This is a genomic window from Allorhizocola rhizosphaerae, assembly GCF_003426775.1.
GTDB lineage: Bacteria > Actinomycetota > Actinomycetes > Mycobacteriales > Micromonosporaceae > Allorhizocola > Allorhizocola rhizosphaerae.
The window spans coordinates 1-12,585 of record NZ_QJUG01000234.1 but is presented as its reverse complement, the minus strand read 5'-3'; the positions used below and the strand labels follow the sequence as shown (position 1 = coordinate 12,585).

Genomic DNA, 12,585 nt, shown 5'->3' with positions numbered 1-12,585 from the left:
GCTCACGCCGCCAAGAAACACAGCTGCGCCTGTCTGCTGACGGACCCTTATGCGGACAGTTGTCGGCGGTGGCCGTCCGCCTTGGAGGGGCCTCCGATCGATCGTTTCCTGGCGTTAAGATCAACGCTCGGTTCGCGGCAGATGTGCGCAGTGGGCTCTGCTGGTCATACTCGGATACCAGTAGGAGGACTCGTTGGGGGTGGGGTCGATAAGCAAGACAGTGCCGGTCGAGTTTGGTGGCCGTTGGTTCTGGGCGTACGACGTCAGCCTCGGGATTCTGCTCCTGGAGGCCATCCACGTCGCCGTGCAGGTGCCGGCAGAGCAGCGGCCACCCTGGGCCGAGGCCGTGCTGGAGGACCTGCGAACCCACATCCGCGTCGGTGCCAGCTTCGCCTTCTCGCTGGACGGCGACGGCTGGGACGACCAACAGCGCAGCTACGTCCGATCGATCATTGCGGAGGCGGGGCGCCGGTTGCGCGGGCGCGGGATGATCACGTCGGCGGAGGCTGCCCGCCGGTACGTGATCGACGGCGCACCATACTTCCTGCGCGGGCACGACCAGATCGACGGCGCGGTAGTCGCCGACCTGGCCGCGGCGATCGAACGGCTGATCCAGGATGAACTGCCACCGGTACCCGCGATCGATCGACGCTGGTACTTCGGCGTAGGCGACGGCCCGCGAACGCTATGATGGCACCAACCGCGACGGTCGCTGTTCGCCTGGTGCCAGCCGCACTGTTCGCGGCAGAAGCGGATGCAGGTCGGATAGCCGAGGCGGCCGTGTGCGGACACCTTTCGCGCTGGTAGTCGCTGCAGCGAAACGTGGACCCGCTAATGCATGACCGAGACTAGAGCGGCCTGGCCCACTCGTCCATGGTGGTGGATGCCTTGGCGATGCATTCGTCGATAGCCGTCGCGAACGTCTCAGAGTCGTGCGCCGGAAAGTAGATGGGGACGAGCCCGAACAGCGGCGCTCGGATGTCGACCCTCGATTTGTCGACCTTGTGGTGGAGATTGTAGTGCATCAAGGTGTTGCGGAACGGCTTGGCGGCGGGCGCCAGGATCAGCTGGGCTTCCCGCGATTCGACCAGCTTGTTGATGAACTGAGTGGACCGGCTCGTAAGCGGGCGGAGTTCGTCGTTGCGCAGGATGCGAAGGCTGCTGAGCACCTGGTACAGCGTCAGGAAGCGCATTTTGAACGCGGAGTAGTCGATGGCGCTACAAATGCCGGTGCTGGCTATGTGTGCAAAGTTCAGCATCGCCTGGAACACCGTGAGCAGCGCATTAAGGTCTGGGTTGGACGGACCGTCGAAAACCTTCGCGTAATAGCGCTCTGAGCGGACGTCCTGGCCGTGAGAGTCGAACTTGCGGGCGTCCAGGTGGCTCACGAACGTCTGGCCGGGGGTGCCATGCTGGCCGCCCAGCATGGCGATGAAGTGACCATACTCCTGGTAAATCGCCTGGATATCAGCTCCGGACATGGCGAAGATGTCCTGTGGTTCCTGGCCCATGTGGAAGTTGGCGGCATGGGTGGTGCTGATCAGGCGCCGGTTGTATCGGTAAAGGCTCAGGTCGGTCTCGAGAAACCGTAACATCCGGAATCGGACGTTACCGAGGAAGCGCCGCCGGTGCGCCGACATAAGCACGTCGCGGAAGTAGGCAAGCTGCCCGTCGACGCCACGTTTGTTGTCCTCGAAGAGCTTCAGGCTGTGACGGGAGCGCGCCACGATCCGCTGGACACCGCTGGAGAGCAGCGCCGACATCGTGGGATCGATGGCATTGAGTTTCGCCAGTGATTCGTGAACGTAAAGGGAAAGGTAGGGGCTGACGCACAAAGACAGGATGCTCGCGCCGCCGCCGGCAACCGCGTGAATATCCGTGGACAGGTGCCCGGCGTATGCGGCGTCACTGGCCATCCCCTGCCATATCACTGCCTCTTCGAGAGTCACGCGTCCACCATTTCATTCAAGGTCTGCGGTAGGGACCGGCCCCCGTTTTGGGTTCACGTGATCCGTTCCCCCTGGACCGATGTCCGGCGCGACGCACGCTTCGCGGCAGATGAGTGCATCGGACCACTACTCAATGTCTGAGTCATTTTGTTGCTGCCAGGTAGAGGGCGCGCCCTTAGTATATGGCGATTGCCTCGGCGTACGGTCCTTGCAAAGCTTGAATCGACAGCTCAGCAGACACACCATTGATCATGAGCGGAGGCTCGATGGGTCAGTACGGCGGGGAGATCCCGCAGCACCTTCTTGGCTATCGGCGTGACCCAAAGTGGCGAGACATGTCGGATTATCTTGTTCACTTTACCAAAAGCGAAGAGGATCTCGTTTCGATCCTCCAGGACGGTGAGATCCGGGCGGGAGGGCCGTTCGGCTCGGCCACGAATCTGGAGGAACGGCTGCGCTCCCAGAAGTCGGTGTGCCTCAGCGAGATTCCTCTGGACCAGCTCAATAGGTTGATGGCGCGTCACGGACGGTACGGGCTCGGATTCACCCGAGATTACGTCCGTCAGCAGGGTGGAGCGAGGGTCTGGTATCTCGACCACGGCACGCCAGCGCATGTCGCATTCAACGAAATGGTTCGTCAGGCAATGATTGGTGGCGTCGATCCTGCGGCGGAGATTTGGAAGCTGACGCCCTTCATCGATCGTGTGACGCCCGGGCGCTACGAATTTGAGTGGGAGAGGGAGTGGCGGATCGTTGGAGGCTTGCGCTTTGAGTACTCTGACCTAGCTTTTGTGCTTCTCCCTGACGGTGATAGGCAGGAGGTGGAGCAGGAAGTAGCCATCGAGGCTCCCTATATCCACCACAACGGCAGCGTAACGGGTTGGATTGCGATCCCCGAAGCCCTGGGAAACAAGCTGGACGAAATGACGGCCGAGTTCCTCGAAACGTTCGGCGATCCAAACGATCACCTGCCCTGGGATGAAGGCGAGTTTGTATGGCTCGTACCTCAGTGGAGCACGGTCGGAGCGGTGGAGTACTTATTCTCAGACTTAGGCGATAGCGTCCGAGAGCAGCTCGTCGATTACCTGGATGGCCTCAGTTCTCAGTGGCTACGGATCAGCGACATGAAGGAGTTTGCTGAGGGCGCCTGATAATTGGGCAGGTGTCGACTTCCTGCGACTCTACCGAAAGCGTAGCCGTGCGACGGCCGCGCATAGGCGAATCCGTATCTTCAATGTGACCCATTGCAGCGATATCGGCAAATCCGTGCGTCGGCCCGCCCTCGCCACTCCAGATCAATTTGTCCAACAACCCTTCCGGTTCGGAAATGGTTGACCGTGTCCGATGGGGGCGGCCGATCGCGATGTTGTGGGATCACGGGACGATTTTCGTGGGCTGCGTCCATTGACGGAGGTAGTGTATGACGGTCGGGTTCGCTGACTCGGGCGAAACACCGGATCACGCTCTTGACCGATCCCGGGAGGGCTGAGCACCAAGATTCACCTAGCCCGCCACAACCATGGCAGGCTATTGGCGTTCGTGCTCTCCGGCGGGCAGGTCAGCGACTTCGTTCGGTTTCAGCAAGTCATGGCGGCTATCGGCGCGCAGGGTGGCTGGCCAAACCAAGGCCGTGGTCAGGCCCTAATCCCTAGTCGGACCCGTGCGTGGCCGCGATCTGAGGTCGCTCGTCGTTTAGGCCGGCTTCTGGGGAGGGTTCGGGATTGTGTTGGAATGGTGCTCGACCTGACCGATGCTGGCCAGTAAATCCGCGGTCGCACGGCCTACTGGGCTCAGCGTGAAGCCAGTTGGGACGCGCGGTTCCGCCCGGCCCGCGGTTTGTCGAGCGTCGTGCAGTTCCTCCTGCTCGTAAGGGGTCAGGTTCAAGATCGCATGGCGCTCGTCAACCACATCCAGGAAGCCGAGCCGCACTAGCTTACTGAGGAGGATCGCGGCCACCGCTTCAAGCTGCCTATCGAACTCAAGCAGTTCCCGAGTAAGAAAGACCTCCTTGCACCTGACTGCGGCGGCTAGACAGCGGGCATCGACGCCTTCCAAGTCGTCCACCAGCTTCACCAGGAGTCGCATCTCGTCGATCTTCGTGTGGTCCTTGGCGCCAACGATGAATGCGCGCGCGAGGACGCGGACCTTCCAGTCGTCGGAGGTCGTACTCGAAGCCTCCACCGCCTCGCCCAGCAGATGGCGGCCTTTCCGACCGACACCCTCCCTCTCCAACAGCTCAGGCGCCGTTGACCCACTGTCCTCCTCCACGGCCTCAGCGAACCGCTGGACACCTTCCGCCGCCCACAAACCTTTGACGAATGCGACAGCCTCCTCCGTGGCCGACCCGGCCAACGCGCTGACTGGCACCGCCCAGATCGCAAGACTGGGGTTTCCGGTTACGGCGGCAGCGGCCGTCATTAGGGCGGCAACGCCCGGCGCGACGGTGTTGCCCGCTGCCCGCTGAACTATCGCGGCTGCTCGGTCGATCGCTTCTCCCATCCGTTCATTGTCGCCTGCCACCGGTGAGAGGAGCCGTCAGCTCACGCTGGTCATTCCTGTCAAATTCCATGTCGTCCGTCCACTCCACCGATCGCGGATGCCCGTCCGACCTCGAACGGCAAGCGGGCCGGGCTCGCGGTGCCAACGGTTCGTCGCGCATCACGCCGCAGCGTGTCGTTCCCCATTCAGAAACGGCACTTAAGAATGGCCGATTGGCGAGGCGGCTCTGCCCGTATCGTCACGCGGGTTTGTCAACCCGCTGCACGCGTAACCGGCGTGATGACGGTGCCTGACCGAGTTGGTCCACCCGTCAGGTCACCTGACGGGCTCGCGGGTGCGCCCATGGCGTCCGGACGTCAGCAGGCAGGGCCGCGGCGAAGTTGGCATTGTGCCCGGCCCGGGCCAGCGCATCGTGATATAGGCCCACACCGAGGCTTTCTGCATGGCACTGGCGGCACGGCCCGTGGCGCTGGCAGCCTGTTCCGGCGACGAGGTTGCGCACGTGATGGTACGCGTCATTGGGGTGATCAGCCTTGACCGCGTACCAGGTGCCGCTGCGGTCCCGGCCAGACAGCGCGGCGGCTAACGATGGCCGTAATGGTAAGTAGAGGTTCGTTCCGTGGTGGCGGATCATGAATGTCCGGTCGAGATAGTCACAGTCGTCGGCCTCGGGGCGGTTCTCGTTGAACGAGGCTGCCGCGTCGCTGATCGTTCCTGGTCCCCAAAGTCAGGTCGACTGGGTAACGGGTTACCTCGGCCCGCGAGTCATAGTGCCGCAATTCCGGATCACTGAGTCGCTCGTCCTGCCGGAAAACGGCACGCAGGATGATGCATTCCCAGGGACGGTCGTCGGGGTCGGTGAACTCGACGAAGGCGTCTGAGGCCAATACGGTGCACAACTCGTCGCCGCCAGTCGGCCAGGCCATCACGACGACATCGCGGCGCAGGGGCGCCGGGTACAGCCGTCCACCCGGTGTCGTGACCCCCCACAGCCGGTTGATGATTTTCCGCCAGGTCGCGGCGCGTACGCGCCGCCTCGACCTGGCCGTTGAGGTGGTACCCGGTGGGAGGGGCGACGAAATTGCGCAGGTTCGACAGTGCCTGTTCGATACCGCGATTGCGCTGCCCCCGCAGCAGATCGGCCTTCCGTGTCCATGCCCGCAGATCACCGAGCATCCCACCATCGAAGCCCATCAGCCGGCCGTCCGGGAGGCGCAGCCGCCAGCCGCCGTTGGAACCCATACGCCGGCCGGGCTGGCGCCCGCGGAGGAATTCCTGGACCTGCTCGAACCGCGTCACGGCCACCGGATGCTCGACGCCGTTGCGGTCGACGAATGTCACCGTGCCACAGTGGAAGTCGACGAACCTTTCACGCAGCGCCTGCTCGATCACCAGCAGGGCATGGTCGCCGACGAGGGTATACACCTCATAGCACAGCACTCCATAGGCGTAGACCGTCCGTAGGTGCTCGAAGCTTTGCCGCGCGCCGTCGCCGACATCGGGGGCGAGCTCGAACTCGGCGACTACCTGCTGCTGGCAATCGGCAGCGGCGTCCGGGCGCATCTGCACGCTCAATCCCAGGCCCAGCGGTGTGAACCGCAAGGTACGATCGTCCGCCTGACGCAATTCGTCGAGCGTCTTGATGACCACTCCATGCCCCTCCTGTCGACGGCGAACTGATCAGAGTAAGGCCCCCAGGTCGCATCGGCGAGCCATTTCTTGACCGGTCGGCACGCGACGTCAATCGTGGCGGCACAGCGTATCGAACCCGCTGATTTCAGGTCGGGTTCCGGACATCCAACTCATGGCAGCGCCCGGCAAGATAGGCGTGTGGCTGTCAACTTCCTAATGACTGATGCTCACCAGGTACGAGATGATGATCCGCTCGGACGTTCCTGGGTGGGATGGACACCGACCTCTACCGATGACCAGTTGTGGGAGATCAACCGCGGGTTGTGGATCCTCGGTGACCGGATCGCCGGTGAGAAGATCGCGACGTTGTCTTACGACGGGCGTATACAAGTCGTCGCGGAGATCACCGGACGCACACGCTACGAGATCGGCGGCCAATCAAAATGGGCACTGTCGGGCAACGTGCTGCGTCCTGGCGACCCTCTTCACGACCAGCTTAAGGGATCGCCCGCGCCACGTCACCGCAATCCCGTGAGCTACGTCGATACCTCAGTTCTCGAGTCACTCCCGCCGGTCGAACGTGCTCGCCTTGCTGTGCGCGACCGCGTCACCATGGTAGTGACGTGGAACCCGGACAAGTGGAACCCCGACAACTGGGGCACACAGGTCTATCCGCAGGATGTCAAGAAAGTCGCTGCGGGCGGCCTGCTCCGAGGTCAGTGGGCCACCGGAAATCGCAGGTCTGGCATCGAGCCAGGCGATCGAGTCTTCTTCTTACGCCAAGGCGTGGAACCTCGCGGCATTATCGGTAGCGGGATCACCACCAGTCGAATCTTCACCGATACACACTGGGATGACGAGCGATCAGACGGCGATGCCAACTACGTGCTGGTCGAGTGGGACACACTCCTACTACCGGAAGTTGGGCTGCCGCATGCCAGCCTGATCGGACAGATCCCTGACGGTGGAGCCTGGAGACCGCAAAGCGGCGGCTGGATACTTCGCCCGGACGTCGCCGCTGACCTGGAAGCATCGTGGGCCAAGCATCTTGGCCTGACCACGCTCATGCCGCCACGCAGTTCGCCTCGGCAGGGCTGGCAGCTGGACCCTGTGCGGCGTAAGAAGGTAGAAGACGCCGCACAGGATCGCCTGATGGAACACTACCGGCAGCGTGGCTGGGTTGTGAACGACGTCCGTTATGGCAACCCCTACGACGCCACGGCCACCAAGAACGGCGCCATGCTGTGGTTGGAGGCCAAGGGTACCGAGACCGCCGGCGCGACCGTCATCGTCTCGCCCAACGAGGTGCGCTGGGCGCGCGAGCACCCCGGGGCTTGTGTGCTTGGCATCCTGTCAGACGTCGTCTTTCAACCCAACGGTGAAGTCGATCCGACCAGCGGCACATTCCGAATCTTCCAATGGAACCCGGACGACATCGCGCTTACGCCACGTAGTTTCGACTTCACACCGACCGACACGGATCTGCTTACGTGACCTCGCGGCACGTCCTTGTACGCCCTCGATCGCCGAGACAACAACCGTTGTGTAGAACCAATCCAACCACCGGACGCGAGCGAGCCACCGTCGAGTGACAAGGTGGACAGTCGTATGTCGCTGTACATAGCACACAACCGGCAAGGCGTTGAAACCAAAAGAGCGGTGTTCGGTACCTCCCCAACCGGGGCGCGAGTAGAATCGCCGCTATACCAAGGCTTTCGCCAACGGGATCAACGCAGACAGGGTTGGACCCTGTTGGGTCTTGGTTTCTGTTGCCCAGGAACACAACGACGCCTACCGTTCTGGCAGATGCCAGCGGCCGACGATCTCGACCATGTCCGCATCTAGACGCCCGTTCCCATGTTTGACGGGACCCGCCGAACATCAAGACCTGCGCACTCAACCGCATTCCACTTGACCTGCCGTTCTAGTTTCAACGCATGCCCTTGAGCACGCATCTGCTCCTCGAAAGTGAACCGAACCTGCGCATCACCGGTGAGATCAACGCTCGGATCGCGGCAGATGCGTGCACCGTCGAACCCCGACGCGGCAACCGACGCAGTGGCCTTGCGGCCGGGCGCCACGGTAGTGACTAACGACCTTGGTTGGGAAGGTCACGCATGATGCGGGGTGCCTCGAAGTTGCGGTTGTCGATGACGATGTCGGCTCGTTCGGCCGGGCGAATCTCGGCCAGGTAAAGCTCCTCGCCCGGGATGTAGTACGTGCGGTACCGCTCAGCCGCCGCCTCCGCCGAGTCCATCCACGCCTGGTCGCGGATCGTGCCGCGGTGCAGCACGTCCGCCGCCTCGATGTGGACGTAGACGCGTAAATCCCAGTGTCGTGACAGGGCCGGCTTCTGTAGAAACCCGCCGTCCGCCACGAGGATCGCGTCGTCCGGAGCCACGTGGACGCCGGAGTCGATGGGCGTACGACCGCTGAAGTCCATGATCTGGGCGCGGTAACGGCGGTTGCCGCCCGGACCGAGCGGCGCCAGCAGCTCGTCGCGGATGGCGTCGACGTCGAACATCTCGAAGTAATAGCTCTCCGGAGAGCCGGGCGGATATTGCGTACGCAGGTTGACATGCCGTTTGAAGTGATCGATCGTGACTCGGAGCACGGGCCGTGCCGTCTTCCCTCGCAAGGTGGTGGCCAGTTCGTCGGCCAGGGTCGTCTTGCCAGCCGCGGAGGAGCCGTCGATCCCCACGCGCGTCGGGTGCTCCAGCCGCAACGCAAGGATTCGCTCGGCCAAACCGCCGAGCACCCGCTGCCGTGTCGTAGTCATCAAAGGGATGATGCCAGAGGCCGCGTCGACGGGCACGCCCGCAAACGGTTCGCGGAGGTGGCCGTCGTCGTTCTGCGATGACTCGGCACCTCGCGCACTCACATCGGCAGATCCGCGCATCGATCGTGGGGTCCCGAGCTCCAGTTCATATGTCCGTTATGAGTTCGTTTTGGACAGAGAGGATCGTGGGCCGCTCGCGAATCATGGCATAGACCTCGCCCTAGCTGGCCTCGCGTGTGGCCAGCCAAGCAACGCCTACAGGTCCGGAGCGGGAACGTGGATGTGGGCGCGTTGCTTGCCGAGGCTCGGCATGCAACGGTTCGTGGTATGCGTGGCGGTGGGCGGCTCGTACCATTGATCGGATGTGGCACTCCTCAGGTTGCACCGGTGCCGTCGTTACGCGTCTGTGCCAGGCGGCGGGCCGGTGCCTCAAACTCGGATGCATGGTTGAGGTGCCGGTAGCACAGGTGGATGGCCACGCGGCGACGCAGCGCCTCATCGATTCCCCGGAAGTACTCGTTTCGCTTTGGTTCCTCGGCAAGCGAATGCGCGGCGAAGTACAGCAGGGAGAACAGCGCAAGGAAGATTGACGCCCGTAGCCACGGGCTTTCCAGCATGCTGGGATTTAAGGCCAGCTTGACCAGTCCTGTTTGGAGTCCGGCCTGCCCGTCACCATATATCCACACCGCCGCCACCCCGGACGGGACCGCTAGAAGCACCAGCAGCAGAAACGATACGAACAGGCTCAGAAACACGGCGCCCGAGGTGAACGACTGGTACGTCAGCAACACCAGCAGGGCGTTGGCGGCCGCCAGGGCCCGAAGCCCGCGGCTTGATTCGCGAGGGCAGGGGTGGTCGCTCATCAGCGATCTGAGGCGCTCGGGCAGGTCCCCGAACTCCTTGTCCGGGCCACACGCGGCCAGCACCTCGTCCACTTCTTTCCACGAGCCGAATCTGAGTTCCTTCTTGATCAAGGCGATGGACCATCCTGTGACCAGGATCAGGACCAAGCTGGTCAGCAACGCCAGGAGCATCGCCAGTCTTGGCAAGGACAGACCGGCGACTATCTGCCAGGTCTCCGCGGTCAAGGCGAAGAAGATGGCGACGATGAGTAGGACCGGTGTCACCCCGGCCATTCGTTTCAAGGTGTCCGTTCGCTTCTTCCACGCCTCTTTCGCCGCCCAGAGGGTGAATTGCCAAAGCCCGAATCCCACGAGAAACCAGACGAGGACGAAGTATGCCATGTTGAATAGCACCAGGATTACGAGCTCCACTTGAGTGTCCTGGTCCGGCAGGGTGCTGGTGGAGAGCCACTGCAGAATTAAGAACAGCAGCGGATAGGCGAAGAGGAAGGACGCGATCCACTTGAGGCTCGGTTCTTCGATCTGCCTCTGCACCCTTTCGCCGGTCAAGGATCTGGCGACCTGGCTAGCCGCCTTGGCATTCCGGGCGCGGTACCAGCCGACCGCAGCCCATAGGATCACTACGGCACTGGCGGCCGTCACAAGAATGACGGCGTCGGGGCCGTCGAGGTAAAGCAAGCCGTGGACGATACCGAAGATCAGTACCAGGGTCGCCGTGGGCGCCGAAGGGATGTAGCGCGTCCGTCCCTCCGCCGCTGTGGACGAGGGCTGCCGAGTCCACAGGACCAGCACCAGCACCAGCACCAGCGTCATGACGAGGAGGGGGGCGATGGAGAAGGTCAGCACCTTGATCGGGAACATCGTAAAGCCGGTCTGTGCGACAGCCACGATCGCCAGGACGACCCAGACGGACTCGCGTCGAACCGGGCGCATCTGGCCTTTTGCCAGCAGCAGCAGGATCACGGCAATGTATAAACAAGTCAATATGAGTGCGGCGTCGGTCCAGGGGTCCGGCCAGAACCAGGCCGACTCTGTCTCCTGCAGGGGCGTGACTGTGAAGTGCAGGGCATGGAAGACGACCACCGGACCGGTCAGCAACAGCGGCAACAACCATTTCAGCCGCGTTCTCTCGAGCCCGAACGCGCTCATCGAAACCGGACGGGTCGCGAAGGCGATGAGGGCGATGAACGGCGCCGAGATGAACAGTGCCTTGACTGGGATGTTCGCTTCATCCGAGACATAAGGAGCGACCCCTAGCTCGAAGGCTAGCATCCACAGGAACGGCATGATGCGGCCGTGCTTCCAGGCCGGGCCACTGCCGGCGAACGCGGGCACCCCAAGCCGTCGAAGCCTTTCCTCACTGTCTCGGGCCAAGGACTCGACTGCGCCGCCCGTACGCTCCTGGGTGTGCAACTCTATGGTGTCCACAAACGATCCGCCTCCGATCGTCATGCTAGGCGTCACCCGGCCGGATTCCACTCCTTCGCTTGCCCAGACTGGCTCATGCGTGAAGATAGATATGCCGCCGAGTCGGATAGGTGGCAATGGATTGCCGGGTTCCGGCGTGCGCCGATCTATAGTCAGGAGGTGGCGACGGTCGCCTGGACGCTGACCGTATGTAGGCGACCGGGGCCGCAACGTCGCTTCCGACGATCAGAAATGCCGCTCCCCGGCACAGGCCAGCCCGGTAAGGGTTGCCAGATTCGTGACTCGCTATCATTTTGCCGTAGCGGATCCCCGTGGAACAGCAACGGATATAGATCCCGTCGTCCGGTAACTATGTGCCCGTCGCAATCCCGCGCCCTCAGTTGAGGAACTGACGAAAAACAATCCAGCGCTCTTGGCGCCGCGCAAGGCATCTTTCCGGGTCGGTAATCCGGGTGATGAATCACGCCGCATGGCATCGTCTACTCGAGTTGGCGGCAGATGTATCGACCTTCATGGGCGGTGGCGATGCGTCCCACCTCGGTGGTGCTATGACGTGGTCCTGCTGAACTCAAGCAGCGAGGAGAGGGATCTCTGTGGTCGCAACAGCCGCACGCGCTGGCCTTTGGTCGACGCCACGCCCGAGCCGCCTGTTCCTTGCCATCGGCGCCGCCATCTTGATCGCGGTCGTGCCGCTGCCGGTCCAAGCGGCTCCGCCTTCGGTGCAGATGCCGTTTCCATGCGGCGAAACCTGGCATGCCTGGTCATACACAGGACACTCGCCGTCTGCCTACGCCGTCGACTGGAACCTGCTCGGTGAAGACAGCGGCCGCAGCGTGCTCGCCGGGGTCGCTGGCACGGCATCGGTCATCCCGAACAACGGCGGGTACGGCAACATGGTCGAGATCAACGCCGGTGGCGGTTGGACTTTCCGATACGCGCACCTGTCGTCGTTTTCCATTGTCAACGGGGCAACGGTAACGGCCCAGACGGAGATCGGTAAAGTGGGCAACACCGGCGCCTCCAGCGGAGCGCACCTGCACTACGAACAGCGTTACCAAAACGTCGTCCAACCAGCGACGTTCGACGGAATCGCGATTTCCTACAGCTCGACCTATCCCGGCCACGCGTACACCAGCGCCAACTGCGGCGTAGGCGATTGGCACTGGCACCTGCGCGATGGTACGGGTGCAGGCCCCGCAACCTATGTGTTCGGCTATGCGCCGGCCACGGACCGGCCCATTACCGGAGACTGGAACGGTGATGGCACCATGACGCCTGGGATCGTGCGCAATGTCAATGGCGAGTGGCAGTGGCACCTACGCAACGCCAACAGCGCAGGCAACACGGACGTGGTCTTCGGCTACGGCAACGCCGTCACCGACCGGCCTATCACCGGAGACTGGGACGGCAACGGCAACATGACCCCGGGCATCGT

General features: G+C 62.8%; 9 protein-coding genes. 4 read left to right on the top strand and 5 right to left on the bottom strand.

The window, feature by feature from the left end:
• Positions 1-199 precede the first annotated feature (199 nt).
• Positions 200-691, top strand: a complete 492-nt coding sequence (locus tag DM816_RS34385) for a hypothetical protein (RefSeq protein WP_246002522.1) — start codon at positions 200-202, stop codon at positions 689-691.
• A gap of 157 nt (positions 692-848) precedes the next feature.
• On the opposite strand, the gene DM816_RS34380 is transcribed toward DM816_RS34385, so the two are convergent.
• Positions 849-1,949, bottom strand: a complete 1,101-nt coding sequence (locus DM816_RS34380; RefSeq protein ID WP_162908123.1) for a hypothetical protein — start codon at positions 1,947-1,949, stop codon at positions 849-851.
• Between the two features lie 266 nt (positions 1,950-2,215).
• Here DM816_RS34380 and DM816_RS34375 point away from each other — a divergent pair, with 266 nt between their 5' ends.
• Positions 2,216-3,100 (top strand): abortive infection system antitoxin AbiGi family protein, encoded by an 885-nt coding sequence (locus tag DM816_RS34375; RefSeq protein ID WP_162908122.1) that lies wholly within the window; start codon positions 2,216-2,218, stop codon positions 3,098-3,100.
• A 541-nt stretch (positions 3,101-3,641) separates the two neighbouring features.
• Here the strand turns inward: DM816_RS34375 and DM816_RS34370 are convergent.
• Both DM816_RS34370 and DM816_RS43105 read right to left on the bottom strand, forming a co-directional pair.
• Positions 3,642-4,448, bottom strand: coding sequence for a hypothetical protein (locus tag DM816_RS34370; protein ID WP_117214637.1), 807 nt, complete (start codon positions 4,446-4,448; stop codon positions 3,642-3,644).
• Between the two features lie 786 nt (positions 4,449-5,234).
• A complete protein-coding gene (locus tag DM816_RS43105) occupies positions 5,235-6,098 on the bottom strand; it encodes a hypothetical protein (RefSeq protein WP_162908121.1) in 864 nt (287 codons plus the stop codon).
• A 180-nt stretch (positions 6,099-6,278) separates the two neighbouring features.
• On the opposite strand from DM816_RS43105, the gene DM816_RS34355 reads away from it, so the two are divergent.
• Positions 6,279-7,574, top strand: a complete 1,296-nt coding sequence (locus tag DM816_RS34355) for a protein NO VEIN domain-containing protein (RefSeq protein ID WP_162908120.1) — start codon at positions 6,279-6,281, stop codon at positions 7,572-7,574.
• A 595-nt stretch (positions 7,575-8,169) separates the two neighbouring features.
• Here the strand turns inward: DM816_RS34355 and DM816_RS34350 are convergent.
• Complete coding sequence (locus tag DM816_RS34350; protein WP_162908119.1) at positions 8,170-8,859, bottom strand: nucleoside/nucleotide kinase family protein; 690 nt, start codon at positions 8,857-8,859, stop codon at positions 8,170-8,172.
• A 374-nt stretch (positions 8,860-9,233) separates the two neighbouring features.
• Positions 9,234-11,150: a hypothetical protein gene (locus DM816_RS34345; RefSeq protein WP_162908118.1), complete on the bottom strand. Its 1,917-nt coding sequence runs from the start codon at positions 11,148-11,150 to the stop codon at positions 9,234-9,236.
• 593 nt (positions 11,151-11,743) lie between these two features.
• Between DM816_RS34345 and DM816_RS34340 the strand changes: the two genes are divergently transcribed.
• On the top strand, positions 11,744-12,585 hold an 842-nt coding region (locus DM816_RS34340), incomplete at its 3' end, for a M23 family metallopeptidase (protein ID WP_162908117.1).